18 protein-coding genes are annotated in these 17,103 nt (G+C 77.2%); 7 read left to right on the top strand and 11 right to left on the bottom strand.

Annotation, left to right across the window (positions count from 1 at the left end; translation table 11 throughout):
• Window positions 1-10: 10 nt before the first annotated feature.
• Both AC1050_RS01610 and ku read right to left on the bottom strand, forming a co-directional pair.
• Window positions 11-1,081: a PHP domain-containing protein gene (locus tag AC1050_RS01610; RefSeq protein WP_482385631.1), complete on the bottom strand. Its 1,071-nt coding sequence runs from the start codon at window positions 1,079-1,081 to the stop codon at window positions 11-13.
• Between the two features lie 3 nt (window positions 1,082-1,084).
• Window positions 1,085-2,128: a non-homologous end joining protein Ku gene (gene ku, locus AC1050_RS01605; RefSeq protein WP_482387219.1), complete on the bottom strand. Its 1,044-nt coding sequence runs from the start codon at window positions 2,126-2,128 to the stop codon at window positions 1,085-1,087.
• A gap of 80 nt (window positions 2,129-2,208) precedes the next feature.
• Here ku and AC1050_RS01600 point away from each other — a divergent pair, with 80 nt between their 5' ends.
• The 3 genes from AC1050_RS01600 (at window position 2,209) to AC1050_RS01590 (ending at window position 4,730) form a co-directional block, all read left to right on the top strand.
• Window positions 2,209-3,135 (top strand): ATP-dependent DNA ligase, encoded by a 927-nt coding sequence (locus AC1050_RS01600; protein WP_482387218.1) that lies wholly within the window; start codon window positions 2,209-2,211, stop codon window positions 3,133-3,135.
• Window positions 3,135-4,043 (top strand): non-homologous end-joining DNA ligase, encoded by a 909-nt coding sequence (gene ligD, locus AC1050_RS01595; RefSeq protein ID WP_482385630.1) that lies wholly within the window; start codon window positions 3,135-3,137, stop codon window positions 4,041-4,043. The genes AC1050_RS01600 and ligD overlap by 1 nt, the downstream gene beginning before the upstream one ends.
• Window positions 4,044-4,151: 108 nt before the next feature.
• A complete protein-coding gene (locus tag AC1050_RS01590; protein WP_482385629.1) occupies window positions 4,152-4,730 on the top strand; it encodes a Dps family protein in 579 nt (192 codons plus the stop codon).
• 74 nt (window positions 4,731-4,804) lie between these two features.
• Here AC1050_RS01590 and AC1050_RS01585 read toward each other — a convergent pair whose 3' ends face one another.
• Window positions 4,805-5,014 carry a hypothetical protein gene (locus AC1050_RS01585; RefSeq protein WP_482385628.1) on the bottom strand — a complete coding sequence of 70 codons (210 nt, stop codon included), beginning with the start codon at window positions 5,012-5,014 and terminating at the stop codon, window positions 4,805-4,807.
• A gap of 103 nt (window positions 5,015-5,117) precedes the next feature.
• On the opposite strand from AC1050_RS01585, the gene AC1050_RS01580 reads away from it, so the two are divergent.
• Complete coding sequence (locus AC1050_RS01580; protein ID WP_482385627.1) at window positions 5,118-6,419, top strand: sensor domain-containing phosphodiesterase; 1,302 nt, start codon at window positions 5,118-5,120, stop codon at window positions 6,417-6,419.
• A 52-nt stretch (window positions 6,420-6,471) separates the two neighbouring features.
• Window positions 6,472-7,620, top strand: a complete 1,149-nt coding sequence (locus AC1050_RS01575; RefSeq protein ID WP_482385626.1) for a M20/M25/M40 family metallo-hydrolase — start codon at window positions 6,472-6,474, stop codon at window positions 7,618-7,620.
• 10 nt (window positions 7,621-7,630) lie between these two features.
• Here the strand turns inward: AC1050_RS01575 and AC1050_RS01570 are convergent, their stop codons facing one another.
• From AC1050_RS01570 to AC1050_RS01555, 4 genes are all read right to left on the bottom strand, one after another.
• On the bottom strand, window positions 7,631-8,485 hold the full coding sequence (locus AC1050_RS01570; RefSeq protein WP_482385625.1) for an aminotransferase class IV: 855 nt from the start codon (window positions 8,483-8,485) through the stop codon (window positions 7,631-7,633).
• A 99-nt stretch (window positions 8,486-8,584) separates the two neighbouring features.
• Window positions 8,585-9,289 carry an ANTAR domain-containing protein gene (locus tag AC1050_RS01565; protein ID WP_482385624.1) on the bottom strand — a complete coding sequence of 235 codons (705 nt, stop codon included), beginning with the start codon at window positions 9,287-9,289 and terminating at the stop codon, window positions 8,585-8,587.
• Between the two features lie 168 nt (window positions 9,290-9,457).
• Complete coding sequence (locus AC1050_RS01560; protein ID WP_482385623.1) at window positions 9,458-10,255, bottom strand: ANTAR domain-containing protein; 798 nt, start codon at window positions 10,253-10,255, stop codon at window positions 9,458-9,460.
• An 87-nt stretch (window positions 10,256-10,342) separates the two neighbouring features.
• A complete protein-coding gene (locus AC1050_RS01555) occupies window positions 10,343-11,344 on the bottom strand; it encodes a phosphotransferase family protein (RefSeq protein ID WP_482385622.1) in 1,002 nt (333 codons plus the stop codon).
• Window positions 11,345-11,397: 53 nt separating this feature from the next.
• Between AC1050_RS01555 and AC1050_RS01550 the strand changes: the two genes are divergently transcribed.
• Window positions 11,398-11,988 (top strand): DinB family protein, encoded by a 591-nt coding sequence (locus AC1050_RS01550; protein ID WP_482385621.1) that lies wholly within the window; start codon window positions 11,398-11,400, stop codon window positions 11,986-11,988.
• Window positions 11,989-12,038: 50 nt separating this feature from the next.
• Here the strand turns inward: AC1050_RS01550 and AC1050_RS01545 are convergent, their stop codons facing one another.
• Window positions 12,039-12,836 (bottom strand): NAD-dependent epimerase/dehydratase family protein, encoded by a 798-nt coding sequence (locus AC1050_RS01545; RefSeq protein ID WP_482385620.1) that lies wholly within the window; start codon window positions 12,834-12,836, stop codon window positions 12,039-12,041.
• Between the two features lie 89 nt (window positions 12,837-12,925).
• Complete coding sequence (locus AC1050_RS01540) at window positions 12,926-14,593, bottom strand: diguanylate cyclase (protein WP_482385619.1); 1,668 nt, start codon at window positions 14,591-14,593, stop codon at window positions 12,926-12,928.
• A gap of 124 nt (window positions 14,594-14,717) precedes the next feature.
• On the opposite strand from AC1050_RS01540, the gene AC1050_RS01535 reads away from it, so the two are divergent.
• Complete coding sequence (locus AC1050_RS01535) at window positions 14,718-15,608, top strand: formate/nitrite transporter family protein (RefSeq protein WP_482385618.1); 891 nt, start codon at window positions 14,718-14,720, stop codon at window positions 15,606-15,608.
• Here the strand turns inward: AC1050_RS01535 and AC1050_RS01530 are convergent.
• Window positions 15,599-16,600: a M15 family metallopeptidase gene (locus tag AC1050_RS01530; RefSeq protein WP_482385617.1), complete on the bottom strand. Its 1,002-nt coding sequence runs from the start codon at window positions 16,598-16,600 to the stop codon at window positions 15,599-15,601. The two genes, AC1050_RS01535 and AC1050_RS01530, sit on opposite strands and share 10 nt — an antisense overlap.
• 222 nt (window positions 16,601-16,822) lie before the next feature.
• A complete protein-coding gene (locus AC1050_RS01525) occupies window positions 16,823-17,101 on the bottom strand; it encodes a hypothetical protein (RefSeq protein WP_482385616.1) in 279 nt (92 codons plus the stop codon).
• Between the last annotated feature and the right edge of the window lie 2 nt (window positions 17,102-17,103).

Here is a 17,103-nt window from a genome sequence, read left to right as displayed (position 1 = left end):
GGTGTGTCGCTCAGGCACCGACCCGGCGGTCCCCGAGGTGGCCGAGCAGACGGTCCAGCGGCCACGCGTCGAGCACCCGGTCGGGGCCGATCCCGTGCGCGGCGGCGCGGTCGCAGCCGACGGGCTGCCACGACAGCTGGCCGGGCGCGTGGGCGTCGGTGTCGACGGTGAACAGGCACCCGGCCGGCACGGCGACGTCGAGCAGGGCGTGCGGCGGGTCCAGCCGGTCGGGACGGCAGTTGACCTCGACGGCGACCCCGTGCTCCGCGCAGTCGGCGAACACGGCGGCGGCGTCGAACTCGCTCTGCGGCCGCTGCCGCTTCCCGGTGAGCTGCCGGCCGGTGCAGTGCCCCAGCACGTCGAGCCGCGGGTTCGCGACGGCCGCGCGCATGCGGCGGGTCATCGACGCCGCGTCCATCCGCAGCTTGGAGTGCACCGAGCCCACCACGACGTCGAGCCGGTCCAGCAGCTCCGGCTCCTGGTCCAGCGTGCCGTCGTCCAGGATGTCGACCTCGATGCCGGTGAGCACCCGGAACGGGGCGACGGCCCGGTTCAGCGCCTCGACCTGGTCCAGCTGCGCCCGCAGCCGCGCCGCCGACAGCCCGTTCGCGACGGTGAGCCGCGGCGAGTGGTCCGTGATCGCGAGGTACTCGTGGCCGAGCTCCATCGCGGCCAGCACCATCTCCTGGATCGTGGTCGACCCGTCGCTGGCTTCGGTGTGCGCGTGCAGGTCGCCGCGCAGCGCGGCCCGGAGCTCCGCACCGGGACCGGTCGCCTCCGCCGCGGGGTACCGCGCCTCCAGGTCCACCAGGTAGGGCACGGGCCCGCCGGCGGCCGCGGCCGCCGCCACCTCCGCGGTGCGCGCGCCCACCCCCGGCAGGTCGGTCAGCGTCCCGGCCCGCAGCCGGGCGCCGAGCTCGGCCGGGTCGAGCCGCTCCAGCGCCCGCACCGCGGCCCGGAACGCGTCCGCGCGGTACGAGGTGGCCCCGCCCCGCTCCAGCAGGAACGCGGCACGCCGGAGCGCACCGAGCACCTCGTCGTGCACCTGCGCCGGCCCGCCGGCGCCGCCGTGCCCCGCCACGCGTCAGGACGCCCGCTTGCGGCGGGTGCGCGCGGGCTTGGCGTCCGCGGCCTCCTCCGGCTCGGGCTCGTCCTTCTTCGCGGCCTTCGACCGGGTGCCGGCGCGCTTCTTCGGCGCCTCGTCCGCGTCGTCGCCCGTCTTCGCCCGGGACCGGGGGGCCGGCGCCTTGGTCCCTGACGCCTTCCGCCCGGAGGTCCCCGTGGCCTGCTCGGCGTCCTCGTCCGCCGGGGCGTCCGCGGCGGCGGCCTTGCCCGCGCCGCCCCGGGCCTTCTCGACGCTGCGCTGCAGCGCCGCCAGCAGGTCGACGACCTCGCCGGTCTGGGCGCCGCCCTCGCCGACCTCCTCGGGCTGCGGCACGGACTGCGTGCGCCCGGACGACACCTTGGCCTCGATGACCTGCTCGAGCGCGGCCCGGTACCGGTCCTCGAACGACGACGGGTCGAAGTCGCCGGCCAGGGACTCGACCAGGGACGACGCCATCGCCAGCTCCTGCGGCCGGACCGTGACGTCCTGGTCGAGGATCGGGAAGTCCGCCTCGCGCACCTCGTCCGGCCAGAGCAGCGTCTGCAGGCAGATGACGTCGTCGCGCACCCGCAGCACGGCCATGGACTCGCGCTGGCGCAGCGCGACCTTGACGACCGCCATCCGGTCGGTGCTGGTCAGCGCCTCGCGGAGCAGGGCGTACGGCTTCGCCGCGGTCCGGTCGGGCTCCAGGTAGTAGGTCTTGGCCAGCAGGATCGGGTCGACCTGGTCGGACGGGACGAACTCGATGACCTCGATCTCGCGCTCGGTGGCCAGCGGCAGCTGGCTGAGGTCCTCGTCGGTCAGCACGACGAGCTGGCCGTCGTCGGTCTCGTAGCCCTTGGCGATCTCGGAGTACTCGACCGGCTCGTCCTCGATGCTGCAGACCTTGCGGTAGCGGATCCGGCCACCGTCCTTCTTGTGCACCTGGTGCAGCGGCACCTCGTGCTCCCCCGTCGCGGCGTAGAGCTTGACCGGGACGTTGACCAAGCCGAACGCGACGGCGCCCTTCCAGATCGCGCGCATCATGACCACCCCTCTGCGAGCAGGGGGCAGTCCCCCGCGACGAAACGTCGTGCTCTGGGCAGGATGGACCCGTGCAGCCCATGCTCGCCACCCCTGCACCCGTTCCGGGTCGGCTGCCCGACGGTCCGGGGTGGCTCCACGAGGTCAAGTGGGACGGCGTCCGGATCCTCGCGGACACCACCGCGGAGCGGCTCCGGCTGCTCGGGCGCACCGGCCGGGACGCCGCCGCGGCGTACCCCGAGCTCGAGGCGCTGGACGCCCTGCCGCCGGGCACGGTCGTCGACGGCGAGGTGCTGCTGATGCGCGACGGCATCCCGTCGTTCCCCGCGCTGGCCGAGCGGATGCACGTGCGGGACCGCACGCGCGCCGCGGCGCTGGCCCGCCGGTCGCCCGTCAGCTACCTGGTGTTCGACGTGCCGGTCCTGGCCGGGGAGGACCTGACCCGCCGGCCGCTGACCGAGCGCCGGGCCGCGCTGGAGACGCTCGACCTGCCGGCGCACGTGCAGCTGTCCCCGGTCTACGACGACGGGGCCCTGATCTGGGACGCGACCCGGGCCCAGGGGCTCGAGGGCGTCGTGGCCAAGCGCCGGACGTCGACGTACCAGCCGGGCCGCCGGTCGACGGACTGGCTGAAGGCCGTGCACCACACGACCCGCACCGCGCTGATCGCGGGCTGGCGGCCGGAGACCACGGGCAGCGGGCGGATGGGCGCGGTCCTGCTCGGCGCGCCCGACGTGCACGGGGACCTGCACCTGCTGTGCCGGGCGGGCAGCGGGCTCGCCGGCGCGCTCGCCCGCGAGCTGACCACGCTGCTCGCGCCGCTCGAGCGCCCGACGTCCCCGTTCGCGGAGCCGCTGGACCCGGCCGACGCCCGCGGCACCGTGTGGGTGGAGCCGCGGGTGCTCCTGGACGTCCGGTACCTGACCCGGACGCCGTCGGGCCGCCTGCGCCAGCCCGTGCTGCGCGGCCGCCGCGAGGACACCGACGTCGACCCCTGGGAGGCCTGATGACCCCGCCCGCCGCCTCGACCGGCCCGAGCGACCCGCCGCAGCGCGTCCGCATCGGCGGCCGCGACGTCCGGCTGACCCACCTGGACCGCGTGCTGTTCCCCGCCACCGGGACGACCAAGGCGGAGGCGGTCGACTACGTGGTGCGTGCCGCGCCGGCCCTGCTGGACCAGCTCCGCGACCGGCCGGTGACCCGCATCCGGTTCCCGACCGGGGTCGGCGGCGAGACCTTCTTCGAGAAGAACACGCCGCGCGGCGCACCGCCGTGGCTGCGCCGGCAGACGCTGCCCGCCGCCCCGGGCGCGGAGGACGAGGGCAAGCAGCTGGAGCTGCCGTTCCTGGACGACGTCGCGTCGCTGGTCTGGGCGACCAACGCCGGGGCGATCGAGCTGCACACGCCGCAGTGGACCGTGGGGCCGCGGGGCGGGGTGCGGCACCCGGACCGGCTGGTGGTCGACCTCGACCCCGGTGCGCCCGCGGGCCTCGCGGAGTGCGCGCGGGTGGCGCACCTGGTCGCGGACCGGCTGCGCGCCGACGGGCTGAGTACGGTCCCCGTGACGTCGGGCAGCAAGGGCATGCAGCTGTACGCGCCGCTCGACGGCCGCCGGACCGTGCTGCAGGTCCGGGAGTACGCCCGCGACCTCGCCCACGAGCTGGCCGCGGCGCACCCCGACCTGGTCGTCGCGGTGATGCGCAAGGACGTGCGGGGCGGCAAGGTCCTGATCGACTGGTCGCAGAACCACCCGGCGAAGACCACGATCACGCCCTACTCGCTGCGGGGCCGGGAGCAGCCGGCCGTCGCGGCGCCGCGCTGGTGGGACGAGATCGGGCCGGACCTGAGGCAGCTGTCGCCCGCCGAGGTGCTCGACCGGCTGGAGCAGGACGGCGACCCGTTCACGCAGGCCTGACGCGTGCTCGGGCGGCCTCCCACCTGCGATTGCGCGACCTGCGAGGTTGCGGCAGCGTGGGCAGCAGCCGGCGTCGTCGGACGCCGAGAGTCTCGAGGAGGACACCCCATGGTTCGCCGTACGGAGCTGCCGAAGTACACCGTCCCGTCGCTGTCGGTCGAGGACGGCCGGACGATCGCCGCGATCCTGCAGCAGCGCCTCAACGCCCTGAACGACCTCGCGCTCACGCTCAAGCACATCCACTGGAACGTGACCGGCCCGCACTTCATCGCGGTGCACGAGATGCTCGACCCGCAGGTGGACGCCGTCCGCGCGATGGTCGACGCGATCGCCGAGCGGATCGCCACCCTGGGCGTGGCGCCGGTGGGCACGCCGGGGGCGCTGGTCCAGGACCGCAGCTGGGACGACTACTCCATCGGCCGCGCCGGCGCGATCGAGCACCTGGGCGCGCTGGACGAGGTCTACGTCGGCGTCATCACCGACCACCGCGAGGCCGCGACGGCCACCGAGGAGCTCGACACGGTGACCAACGACCTGCTGGTCGGCCACCTGCACGAGCTCGAGCTGTTCCACTGGTTCGTCCGCGCGCACCTGGAGTCCGCCGGCGGCGAGCTGAGCACGGCCGGTTCGCACGGCGAGCAGGAGTCGGCGCGCAGCGCCGGCGAGGCCGCGCGCGACGAGGCCTGACCGCCGCGGGGCACGCTCCCCGGCGCAGCGAGGCCCCGGTCACCGCGAGGTGACCGGGGCCTCGTGCTGCACGCTCAGAGCCGCTCGGGCTGGTCCCACTCGTCGGAGGCGGCGATGGCCTCGTCGTCCGGCAGCAGCTCGCTGTCCCGCAGCGAACGGGGGGCGTGGCTGGGGTCCCCGCCCGAGCGCGCGTCCGCCGCGCGCAGCTCGGCCTCGGAGGTCGGTGCGTCGGCGAGGCGCTCGGCGGCGGGGTCGGAGGTGAGGTTGCGGGGGCGGGTCGTCATCCCCCGGTTGTACCCCGTTCCGCGCCGTCCGACCAGCCCGCGCCCGCACACCTGCTGCGACCAGGACCTTCAGAGTCGGCTGCGACCGGCCGATGGAGGGGTTGTGACTCTCCTGTCCGCACCGGAGCGCCCGGGCCGCCTGCCCGTGCCGGAGCTGCTCCGCACCGGTGGCGTCCACTGCGCGTACCAGCCGGTCGTCGAGCTGGCGACGGGTGAGGTGCTCGGCCGCGAGGCGCTGCTGCGCACCGCCGAGGGCTCCGGCTGGACCTCGCCGCTCGACGTGCTCGACGCCGCGGAGGCCGACGGGCTGCTGGGCGAGCTGGAGCGCGCGGCGATGTCGCGCGCCCTCGCCGACGCGGCCGCGGCGTCCGGCGGGGCCTCGCACACGCTGTTCCTCAACATCGAGCCGCGCACGCTGTCGCGGCACCTGCCGCTGGTGCTCGAGACGCTCGCCCGGCGCGGACCGCACGTGCGCGTGGTCGTCGAGATCACCGAGCGCGCGCTCGCCCTGGACCCTGCCGGCATGCTGGACGCCGCCGCGCGGCTGCGGGCCGCCGGGTGCGCCATCGCCCTGGACGACGTCGGCGCCGTGCCGGAGTCGCTGGCGTTCATCCCGCTGCTCGCCCCCGAGATCATCAAGCTCGACCTGAAGCTGCTCCGCACGCTCGAGGACCCGGAGACGATCACCGTCGCGGGCGCGGTGCGCGCCCGGGCCGAGGCGACCGGCGCGCGCGTGGTCGCCGAGGGCATCGAGACGGCCGAGGACCTGACCCGCGCCCTCGTGCTCGGTGCCGACCTGGGGCAGGGCTGGTACCTGGGCCGGCCGCAGCGCGAGCTGCCCGCCGGAGAGCGGCACGGGGGCCGGCTCCCCCGCCCGCACGCGCCGCTCGGCGGCTCGGCGACCCCCTACGAGATCGTCGCGACCCGGCGCCCCGTGCGCGTGGCGCCGAAGCACCTGCTGCTGCCGCTGTCCCGCACGCTCGAGACCGCCGCGGTCACGCACCGGGTGCCGCCGGTGGTGCTCGGCGCGTTCCAGGACGAGCGGTTCTTCAGCGGGCGCTCCGCCCGGCGGTACGGGCGGCTCGCGGGACGGCTGCCGTTCATCGGGGCGCTCGGCACCGGCTGGCCGACCACGCTGCCGGCCGGCGTGCGCTGGGCGTCCGTCGACCCGACCGAGCCGCTCGCGCGGGAGTGGGCCGTGGTGGTGCTCGGCGCGCACGAGTCGGTGGCCCTGGTCGGGCGCGAGGTCGCGCCGGTGTGGCCGCCGAGCGCGCCGGGTGGGCGGCCGGGGTCGCCGGAGGACGACGCGCGGGAGTTCGAGTTCGCCGTGACGTACGACCACGGGCTGGTCGCGGAGGCGGCGCAGTCGCTGCTGCGCCGGTTCCGCGCGGACCCGCGGGGCTGACCGCACCCTCCCGGCGCGCGGGCGGGCTCCGGCGGGCCTAGGTTCCCGTGCCATGGGAGACGGCCTGAGCCGGCTCGGCGACGCCGCCCGCGAGCGGCTGCCCGAGGACGTCGCGCGCCTCGAGCGGTACGTCCGGCACGAGACCCCGACGGGCGACGCGCCGGCGATCGACGCGCTCGCCGACGTGCTGGTCGCGGACGCCCGGGCGCTCGGGTTCCTGGGCGGCCGCGTCCCCACGAGCGACGCGGCCACCGGCGACGCCGTCGTCCTCGACCTCCCCGGCCGTGGCGCCCGCGCGCGCGAGGCGCCGGCGCTGCTGCTCGCGCACGCCGACACGGTGCACGCCGTCGGCGCCCTCGCCGTCCGGCGCGAGGCCGACGTGCTGCACGGCCCGGGGACCTACGACATGAAGGCCGGCCTCGTGGTGGCGCTGGCCGCGGCCGCGCTGCTGCGCGACCTGGGGCTGGGGCACCGGCCGGTGCGCCTCGTGGTCACGCCCGACGAGGAGGTCGGCTCGGGTGCGTCGGCGGACCTGGTGCGCGAGGCCGCCGCCGGCGCCGCGTACGCGCTCGGGCTCGAGGCGCCCGGGCAGCACGGCGGGCTGAAGACCGCCCGCCGGGGGTCCACCCGGCTCCGGCTGCACGTGACCGGGCGCGCGGCGCACGCGGCCGTCGACCCCGGCGCCGGCGTGTCCGCGACCGACGAGCTGGTGGACCAGCTGCTGGCGGCCCGCCGGTACCTGGCCGGACACCCGTCGGTGCTGGCCAACCTCGGCACGGTGCGGGGTGGCACGCGCACCAACGTCGTCGCCGACCGGGCGCACGCCGACCTCGGCCTGCGGTTCACGACGGCCGCCGACGAGCGCACCGTGCTGCGGCACCTCACGGACCCGCACCCGGTGCGCGCCGGTGCCGGCGTCACCGCCGAGGTGCTCTCCCGGCGGCCGGCCTGGGAGCCGGGGGCCGCGTCGGCGCGCCTGCTGGCCGCGGTCGCCGCCGCCGGCGCACGCCTGGGGCAGGACGTGACAGGGGCCCCGGCGCCCGGTGCGGCGGACACCAACCTGACCGCGGACGCGGGGCTCCCGACGCTCGACGGCTTCGGGCCCGCCGGCGGCGGGGCGCACGCGCCGACCGAGCACGTGCGGCTGCCGGCGATCGCCCCGCGCGCCGCCCTGCTGGCCGCGGTGCTGCACGCGGTGTGACCGGCGGTCCTCAGGGGTCGGTGCGCTCCCGCTGCTGCTCGGCGAACGCCCGCGCCGCCGCGAGCGTGACGGGTCCGGCCCGCCCGGTGCCCACCGGCCGCCCGTCCACCGCGACGACCGCCTGCACGTCCCGCGCCGTCGAGGTGAGGAACACCTCCTCCGAAGTGGTGAGGGCGTCGAACGGCAGGTCCGCCTCCCGCCCGCCGTACCACTCGAGCACCAGCGCCCGGGTGACGCCCGCCAGGCAGCCGGACGCGAGCGGCGGGGTGAGCAGCTCGCCGTCGCGCACCACGAACACGTTGGTGCCGGTGCCCTCGCACAGCTGCCCGCGGGTGTTCGCGAACACCGCCTCGCTCGCGCCGGCCGCGTGCGCCTGCGCCAGCGCCAGCACGTTCTCGCCGTACGAGGTGGTCTTGAGACCGGTCAGCGCGCCGACGTCGTTGCGGCGGTACGGGACCGTGACGACGGCCGTCTCCGGGTCGGGGTCGTGACCCGGGGTCACCCCCAGGACCAGCGTCGGCGGGCCGCCCACGCGCCCGCTGCCGAGCAGGCCGGGGCCGGCCGTGAAGGTGATCCGCAGCAGGTCGTAGGCGCCGGTGAGCAGCTCCCGGTTCGCCGCCACGACCTCGTGCGCAGCACGCCGTACCGTCTCGACGTCGAAGCCCGTCAGGCCGATCCCGGCCGCGGACCGCGCCATCCGGGCCAGGTGCCGGGTCAGGGCGAACAGGTCGCCGTGGACGATCTTCACCGCCTCGAACACCCCGTCACCGACCACGAACCCGTGGTCGCGCGCCGAGGTCGTGGCCTCCGCGTCCGGCACCAGCCGCCCGTTCACCCAGAACACCGTCGACGCGTCGTCGTCCACCGCTGCACCCTCCGGTCCGCGGGCGGCTACGAGCGCGCCCGTCCTCGGCAGCGTACGTCGGGCGGCGCGCGGAGCGGGTCAGCCGGCGCGCGGGGCGGGTCAGCCGGCGTGCGGGGCGGTCGGGCCGGCCGCCGGCACCCTGACGGCGTGCTGCACCACCAGCTGGGCCACCGCCTCCGCCGTGCGGCCCTGCGTGGAGCCGAGCACCTCGAGGACGTGCCGCGCCTCCTCCTCGCCGCAGCCGCGCACCTCCATCAGCACCCCGACCGCGTGGTCCACCGTGGCGCGGGTCCGGCGTCCCCGGGACGGCTGCGTCGGCGTCCGGGCGGGGATGCTGCTGTGCAGCTCGATCAGCGAGGCCATCTCGCCGACGAACCCGGTGGCGCGGCGCACCACGTCGGTGCCGCACGCGCCGGGGTCGTCCAGGTAGAGCGAGAGCGCGGCGACGCCGCCGCGGGCCAGCGGGGCGGGCAGGGCGACGACGCAGCGGAAGCCCTCGGCCAGCGTCGCGCGGCGCCAGGGCTCCCACCCGTCCTCCTCGGCGCGCAGGTCCGGCAGCAGCACCGTGGTGCTGGAGTCCAGGGCCGCGCGCCACGGACGGCGCCCCAGGGGGTCCGCGTCGCACCGGGGCGCACGCTCACCGCTGGTCGCGACCAGCCAGTCCGCACCGCGCCGGCGCGCGTGCACCGTGCCCTCGACCTCGCACCCGGTCTGCCGCGCGACGATCCCCACGAGGTCGTCGAGCAGCGCCAGCACGCTCCCGGCGGGTTCCGCACCGGGCCACACCGCACACGTCTCAGCCATTCCCAGCCCCCTGGGCAGCAGGTGCGGGACTCCTCGCCGAGCCCCGTCGCGTGCGCTGCCGGCACGCCCCGCCATGGTGGCACGGGCGGACCGCCTGTCAACCGCGAACGGCCGCGTGATCTCGCGGATCGCCCGGCCGGGTGACACCCGCTCGCCGGGCCGCGGGCGTCAGGCCGGGGACTGCTCCCCCGGTCCCGCGCCGCGGTCGAACGAGGTGCGGCGGCCCAGCACGGCACCGGCGAGCGTCGCCACGCCGATGCCCTCGGACCAGGCCCGCGCCCGGAGCATCGCGTGCGCGTCCGCCGGCGCCAGCCCCGTCTGCGCCACGACCATGCCGACCGCCCGGTGCACCCGGGACCGGTCGTCCCGGTGGTCCGACCCGGGCTCCGGCTGGCCGACGAGCACGGGGGCGAGCGCGTCCGCGAGCACCTGGCCGTCCGCGTCGACGTCGGAGCCGTTCCCGTCGTCGGGCAGCCCGTAGACGGTCAGCACGGCGACCGCCCGGGCGGCGGACCGCACCGGCCAGGACCGCACCGCCACCGGGCCGGAGTCCGCCGTGACCTCCCCCGCCAGGACCGCGAACACCGGCAGGTCGTCGTGCCGCGCGCGCTCGGCGCCGGCGGCACCGTGCGGGCCTGGGAGCTCGTCCCCGCCGACCGGGCGCGGCACGACGCCCAGCAGGGTCCCCACCGGCCGGCCCTCGCGGAACGCGCGCAGCCCGGGCCCGTCGCCGGCCACCTCCTCGATCTCCGCCAGGCGGGACGCGACGTCGTCCGTCGCGCACGCGGTGTAGCGGCCGACCTCCGTCGGCGCGCACGTCACCGTGGCGCCGCGCGCGCCCAGCAGGTCCACCGCCGCTCGGCACAGCCGTTCCGCGACCGGCACGTCGGCGTCGGTCGCGACGGTGCGGTCGCGGCGCTCGACCGCCTGGGCGAGCGCGCGGAGCAGGGCGGTGCGGTCGGTCACGCGGTCAGTGTCGGCCCGCCGGGGGCGCCGCGCACGCCGAGCGCGGGCGTCCGGGTGACGCGTCAGGTGAGCGGGTCGGGCGAGCCGTCAGGCGAGCGCGTCGAGCGCCGCGCGCAGGTTGCCCGCGCACCTCGCGCGGTGGGCGTCCGCGGCCGCGCCCGCGTACCCGCGGGGTGCCATCTCCGTGAGCATGACCAGCGAGATCCACATCCGGTAGAGCTGCAGGCGGACCTCGCCGGACGCCGTGCCGACGGCCAGCTCGCCCCCCGCCCCGGCGTAGCCCCGGAGCAGCGGGCCCGGTACCGGGCCGCGGCCCAGCTGGTCGGCGCCCACGAGCTCCAGCAGCGGGTCGCCCCAGAGCGCCCGCTCGGGGTCGATCACCCCGGTCAGGTCGAGCGTGCCCGGGTCCACGAACAGGTTGCCCTCCCACAGGTCGGTGTGCACCAGGGCCGGCCGCACGACCTCCGCCAGCGCGCCCCGGTGGCGCTCCAGGGCGGCCTCGATCCCGGCCGCGGGCACGTCGGTGCCCCAGGCGCGGGCGTCCGCCAGCAGCGCGCCGACCATCCGCCCGAACGCCTCCGGCCACGTCGGTCCGGCGAGCCCGGTCGCGGCGTCTGGGTAGCCGAACCGCTCCCCCGTGATCCGGTGGAGCGTCGCCATGAACCCGCCGAGCTGCGGCTCGACGCGCGCCCGGACGTCCACCGGGAGGCGCCCGTCCTGCGCGAGCGTCGTCAGCGGCACCCCGTCCAGGTGGCTGGCGACCACCACGTCCGACGGCACCACCGTGCGGGTGAAGTCGGTCAGCAGCACGCGCGGCATCGGCAGGCCGGGCCGGCCGGCGGCGAGCTCGTAGACCAGCGCCTCGGTGCGCAGCAGGTCCCGCTCGTGGGTCAGCAGCCGGTCCGACGCCGTGGGCGCGGTCTTGGCCACGACCCGGCGCCCGTCGTCGAGGGTGGCCCGGTACGTCGTGGCGAACAGGCCGCCGGTCAGCCGGTCGAGCCGGGTCACGCGGCCCAGCGGGGCCAGGACGGCCGGCAGGGCGTCGCGCAGGCGCTGGTCGTCGACGGTGCCCGCGGCGAGGGAGGTCATCCGCCGTACGGTAGCGGCCGGGCGGTGTCGGACCCGCACGCCACACTGGGGCGATGGACCAGAAGACGACGCTCCTGCACTACCTGCGACGGCAGCGCGAGGGGCTGCTCGGCAAGCTCGACGGGCTGGGCGAGTACGACGCGCGCCGGCCCCTGACCGGCACCGGCACGAACCTCGCGGGGCTGGTGAAGCACGTCGCCAGCGTGCAGCTCGACTACTTCGGCGAGGTGTTCGACCGGCCCACGGGCCGCGTGCTGCCCTGGTTCGCCGACGGCGCCGAGACCAACGCGGACATGTGGCTGCCCGCCGAGGAGTCGCTGGAGTCGGTCCGCGAGCTGCACGCGTTCTCGGCGGCGCACTCCGACGCGACGATCGAGGAGCTGCCCCTGGACGCGCCGGGACGCGTGCCGTGGTGGCCGGACGAGCGGGCGGGCGTCACGCTGCACCAGGTCCTCGTGCACGTCATCGCGGAGACGGCGCGGCACGCCGGGCACGCGGACATCGTCCGCGAGCTGGTGGACGGGCAGGTCGGCAACGGCGCGCAGGACCCGAACGTGCCGTTCCACGACGCCGCGAGGTGGGCCGCGCACCGGGCGCGCATCGAGGCCGACGCGCGTCGGGCCGCGGGGCTCGCCGCCGGCTGAGGCCGGCGGCGGTCGGCCCGCGGGTCGGCGCAGGGGGCCGGCGCAGGGGGTCAGCGCAGCGGGTCCTCGGCCACCATCGCGTGCCCGAGGACGCCCTCGGGGCCGTCGTACGGCTGCACCCGGTCCGCGAACACCTCGGCGTCGTCCGCGGGGGCGTACCCCAGCGCGCGGGCCGTCGTGAGGTCCCACCACGCGCGGGTGTTCGCGGAGGTGCCGTAGGCCACCACCGGCCCGTCGACGGGGCCGCGCAGCGCCGCGTCGGCCAGCCGCACCGCGTCGCCGGGGCTGAGCCAGATGCCGAGGTCGAACGTCGTCCCCGGCCGGTCGGCGCACAGCCCGATCCGCAGCGCGACGACCTCCAGCCCGTACTTGTCCGCGTACAGGCTGCCCAGCGCCTCCGCGGCCGCCTTGGACACGCCGTAGAACGAATCGGGGCGCGGCGTCCGGTCGGTGGGTGCCTCGGTGCCCGTCGGGTAGTAGCCGACCGCGTGGTTCGAGCTCGCGAGCACGACGCGCCGGACGCCCGCCCGCCGGGCGGCCTCGAGCACCCGGAACGTGCCGTCGACGTTCGCGCGGCGCACCCGCGTCCACGTGTCCTCGCTCGGGATCCCCGCGAGGTGCACCACGCCGTCGGCCCCGGTCATCGCCGGTGCGAGCCGCTCGATCGCGTCCTCGTCGGTCAGGTCCGCGCGCGTGAACGTCTCGTCGTCGCGCAGCGCGGGGTCGGGCTCGTCGGCGTCGACCAGGCGGAGCCGCCAGCCCCGCGCTCCCAGGCCGCCGTCGGCCTGCCGCAGGTAGGTGCCGATGCGGCCGGCGGCACCGGTGAGGACCACGTCGCGCTGCGTCATGCCCGCAGTCTGCGCCGCGGCTCCGCCGCCCGCTCGGCGAGGTCGCGGCCGGTGCGGTCGGGCCCGCCGGAGGTCGGGACCGCCGGCGGTCAGGCCGCCGGCGGTGCGGCGACGCAGACCCGGTCGCGCCCCTCGCGCTTGGCCCGGTACAGCGCGGCGTCGGCGCGGGCGAGCAGCGCGGCGACCGTCTCCCCCGGCTCGCGCTCGGCGACCCCGACGCTGACGGTGACGCGGTGCCCCGGCATCAGGTCGTCCCAGGTGAGGTCGGCGACGGTCGACCGCAGCCGGTCGCAGACGTCCGCGGTCCGCGCGCCGGAGAGCCCGTCGAGCAGCACGGCGAACTCCTCGCCGCCGTACCGCGCGGCCAGGTCGTCCCGGCGCAGGGCGTGCTGCAGCGCGGCGGCGACCCGCGCCAGCACGACGTCGCCGACCTGGTGCGACCAGGTGTCGTTGACCCGCTTGAAGTGGTCGACGTCGACCAGCGCGACGGCGAACGCGCTGCGCTCGGTGGTCCAGCGGTCCAGCTCGGTGTCCAGCGACCGCCGGTTGGCCAGGCCGGTCAGCGCGTCGTGCGCCGCCTCGTGGGCGAGCCGGGCGTTGTGCTCCTCCAGCGCCTCGGACCGGCGGCGCTCGGCCTCGGCCTGCCGCTCCGCCTGCTCGACCTCCATGCGGGCGCCGAGCAGCGCGGCCCGCCGCTCGGCCTGCGCGTCGCCCATCCGGACGGTCAGGGTGTGCAGCTCCCGCAGCGCGGCGAGGGCCGCCTCGGGGTCGCCCAGCTCCTCGTGCGCGTCCGACAGCACCCGCAGCAGCTCCATCCGCTCCGCCGGCCGGCGCATCGCGTCGCAGAGCACCATCCCGGCGTCCGCCTCGGCCACCGCCTCGACCAGCCGCCCGGTGCCCGCGAGCATCCCCGCACGGATCCGGTGCAGCGCGAGCTGGTGGCCCGTGGACGGGAACCGGGTCAGCATGGCGGCGGCGGCGTCGAGCACCGCCGTCGCGTCGTCGACGTCCCCGGCCAGCAGGTGGGCGGTCGCCGCGGTTAGCCGGGCGTCGACGCCGGTGCGGGTCAGCCCGGCGGCGTCGGCCTCGTCCACGGCCTCCAGCGCGAGCCCGAGCGCGCGGCGGGCGGAGGCGCGCGCACCGCGCGGGTTGTCCACCGCCAGCCGGCGGCTGGTCTCGACGAACGTGCGGGCCAGGTTCGCCAGGGCGATGGACGCGCGGTCGGGGTCCCCCGCCGCCAGCCACAGCCGGCGGGCCTGCGTGAGCACGCCCGCGGCCTGCGGCGCGAAGTGCGGCATGCCGGTGTAGACGGAGCCCAGGATGGTCAGCACGTCGGCCGTGCCGGCCACGTCGTCCGCCTCCCGCCGCAGCTCGGCCGCGCGGGTCAGCAGGTCCACGGCGTCCTCGAGCTGGCCGAGGTCGTGGTGCACCACGCCCTGCCGGGCCAGGGCCCGCGACTCCCAGACCAGCGCGTCCCGCTCCCGCGCCAGGTGCTCGGCTCGCACGGCGCGCTCCAGCGCACGCCGGTCCTCGCCGAGCGCGTGGTGCGCGACGGCCGCGTGGTAGGCCAGCCGCATCTCGGCGCCGCCGGCGCGCTGCGCGACGGCGCTCGCCAGCAGGACCTCCGCCCGCCGCACGCAGGCGGCCGCGTCCGACTCCGCGAGGAGCGCGAGCTCCTCGACCGCGACCTCCCAGTCGACGGGGGCGGCCGGTGCCGCCGGGGCTGCTGCTGGTACGTCGATCGCTGTGGCCGTCATGGTCCTTCGTCCCGCCCGCGGTCCGTCGCGGGTCTTCCCGTGTCATCGGGCCGCCGACCTGCGGCGATGAGCCCATCGGCACGTCTTCACCCGTCCCGGTTCGCGGTGTGGCAGCGTGATCGCCGTGAGCGCCGCCGACCCGCAGTCCCTGTTCCCGGGCAAGCAGTTCATCAGCACCGCGCTGGAGGTGCTGGAGACCAAGACGACGATGTCCGGCGGCCTGGCCCGGCGCTACCTGCAGCGCGCCGCGATGGCCGGCGTGCTGATCGGCCTGCTCTACGCGACGTTCTACGCGGTGGTCGCGGCCTTCGCCGGGATCGAGGTCGGCGAGGGCTCGTCCCTGCGGCCCGTCGGGCGGCTGGTCGGCGCCGTGGTGTTCGGCTGGGCGCTGGTGTTCATCTACTACTCGCGGTCCGAGCTGCTGACCTCGAACATGATGATCGTCTCGATCGGCGCCTACCACCGCCGCACCTCCTGGCTGCGCGCGCTCCGGATGCTCGGGCTCTGCTACCTCGGCAACCTGGTGGGCGGGCTGTTCATCGCGGTGCTGCTCCGGTACTCGACGCTGATCGAGGGTCCGGCGCTGGCCGAGATGTCGGAGTCCGTGGCGCACAAGCTCGCGTACGTCACGGACGGCCCCGCGGGGTGGGTGGACCTGCTGCTGCGCGCCGTCCTGTGCAACTTCTGCATCAACATCGCGATGCTGCTCGTCTACAACGGGCTCATCAAGGACGACCTGACCAAGTGCCTGGTCATGATCACCTCGGTGTTCATCTTCGCGTTCCTCGGGCTCGAGCACTCGGTGGCGAACACGGTGCTGTTCTCGATCGTCGGGCTGCGCGAGGGGCTCGACCTGGCGGCCGCGGCCGGGAACGTCGGCATCGCGCTGGTGGGCAACTTCCTCGGCGGCGGCCTGCTGATCGGCCTGTACTACGCGTACGTCAACGACGACTCGCAGTGGCTGCGCGAGCACGGCCGCGGCACCAGCACGCCGGACGGCCCGGGTCAGCGGTAGGCGGGCCCACCCGGCAGGCCGAACAGCTCCTCCAGCGTGCCGACCTGCTGCCGGTCCATCTCGGCCAGCAGCTCGACGCCCGTCCAGCGCAGGTGCCAGCCCTCCGGCGCGTACCCCGTGACGGCCTGGTCGGCCGCGGTGTAGCGCACCAGGAAGCCGAACTCGGCGGCACGCCGGGCGACCCACGCCCCCTCGGGCGTCTCGTCGAAGCACGCCTCGAAGTCGCACTCGGGCCGGCTGCCGCTGCCGACGTCCACGGCGAGACCGGTCTGGTGCTCGCTGTGCCCGGGGCGCGCGCTCACCTCGTCGGCGCGCTCGGGGCCCACGCGTGCGGCCCAGCCGGCGTGCACGCCCTCCTGGTACGCCGCGGACCGGAAGCCGCTGCGCAGCTCCAGGGCGACCCCGTCCGCGGCGGCCGCGGCCAGCATGGCCGTCAGCGGCTCCTGCAGCGCCGGCCGCACCTCGTAGCCGGCGACCAGCACCAGGTCGGACGGCGCCCAGTCGGCCGGCTGCAGCGGCAGCGCCTTGTTGACCACGAGCCAGGGGCTGGCGGGGTCGGACGTCGAGTGCTGCGCGAGGTCCAGCCCGGCGGGCGCGGGCGCGGGCGGCGTCAGCGTGGCGGGGGCGGTCGGCACGACCGTGGGCGCGACCGGTCCCGTCGCCGGGAGGTCGCCCCGCGGGTCGGCCAGCGGGTCGGCCAGCGGGTCGACCGCCCCGGGCTGCAGCAGCGGGCCGACGGGCGCACGGACCGCGGGGGTCGTGGGGTCGGCGACCGCTGCCGCCGCCGGGCGCGCGTCGTCGCCCGCGGCCGGTCGCAGCGCGGCACCGCCCTGCGCGGCGAGGGCGAGGGTCGCCGCGCCGACGAGCACGGCCGACCCGACCTGCACGGCGCGCGTGAGCCGTCCGCGCCGCGTGCGCGGGAGCACCGGGGCCGGTCCGCGCCGGTGCGCGCCGGAGGCGGTGCCTCGGGCGTGCTGGGGGCGCGTGGTCACGGCGGTGGCTCCTGGACGTGCGGGGTGCGCCGGTCGTGCGGGCGCGGTACGGGGACCAGTCTCCGACGGATCGGGCCCGAGCGACACCCCTGGCCCGGTGGCGGCGGGGCGTTGACGTGCGCGGACGCGCCGGCGGACACGTCGGTTCCGTCCGCGACCCCGGTGCGGTCGTGGACCCCGGTGCCGTCGGAGACCCGGGCGGAGCCGGAGACCCCGGCGCCGTCAGAGTCCGAGGTCGCGTGCCAGCGCGCCGAGCGCCGCGGACCGGCGGGGCCCGTCCAGCGCGAGCCCGCCGTCCGCGGTGCGCCGCGCCGAGCCCGCGAGCACCAGGTCGTCCACCGCCTCCGGCACGCCCGGCTCGCCGAGCCGGCGGGCCAGCTCGGGACCGGACAGGGGGCGGGACAGCATCGCCGCCAGCAGCCGGGCCCGCGCCAGGGGGTCGGCGGCCGGCCGGGTCCCGCTGCCGCGCAGCAGCGTCCGGACGTCCTGGTCGGTCTCCACGG

This window comes from Cellulomonas sp. NEAU-ZC6 (genome assembly GCF_056844425.1).
The sequence above is the reverse complement of the archived record's forward strand: the minus strand, read 5'-3'. Positions and strand labels throughout refer to the sequence as shown.

What these genes read in the sequence shown, in the direction of transcription:
- AC1050_RS01600 (WP_482387218.1), top strand. Translation starts at nt 2,209, where the DNA reads ATGCTCGCCACCCCTGCACCCGTTCCGGGTCGGCTGCCCGACGGTCCG.
- AC1050_RS01545 (WP_482385620.1), bottom strand. Translation starts at nt 12,836, where the DNA reads ATGACGCAGCGCGACGTGGTCCTCACCGGTGCCGCCGGCCGCATCGGC.
- AC1050_RS01550 (WP_482385621.1), top strand. Translation starts at nt 11,398, where the DNA reads ATGGACCAGAAGACGACGCTCCTGCACTACCTGCGACGGCAGCGCGAG.
- AC1050_RS01555 (WP_482385622.1), bottom strand. Translation starts at nt 11,344, where the DNA reads ATGACCTCCCTCGCCGCGGGCACCGTCGACGACCAGCGCCTGCGCGAC.
- AC1050_RS01585 (WP_482385628.1), bottom strand. Translation starts at nt 5,014, where the DNA reads ATGACGACCCGCCCCCGCAACCTCACCTCCGACCCCGCCGCCGAGCGC.
- ku (WP_482387219.1), bottom strand. Translation starts at nt 2,128, where the DNA reads ATGCGCGCGATCTGGAAGGGCGCCGTCGCGTTCGGCTTGGTCAACGTC.
- AC1050_RS01540 (WP_482385619.1), bottom strand. Translation starts at nt 14,593, where the DNA reads ATGACGGCCACAGCGATCGACGTACCAGCAGCAGCCCCGGCGGCACCG.
- ligD (WP_482385630.1), top strand. Translation starts at nt 3,135, where the DNA reads ATGACCCCGCCCGCCGCCTCGACCGGCCCGAGCGACCCGCCGCAGCGC.
- AC1050_RS01590 (WP_482385629.1), top strand. Translation starts at nt 4,152, where the DNA reads ATGGTTCGCCGTACGGAGCTGCCGAAGTACACCGTCCCGTCGCTGTCG.
- AC1050_RS01565 (WP_482385624.1), bottom strand. Translation starts at nt 9,289, where the DNA reads ATGGCTGAGACGTGTGCGGTGTGGCCCGGTGCGGAACCCGCCGGGAGC.
- AC1050_RS01575 (WP_482385626.1), top strand. Translation starts at nt 6,472, where the DNA reads ATGGGAGACGGCCTGAGCCGGCTCGGCGACGCCGCCCGCGAGCGGCTG.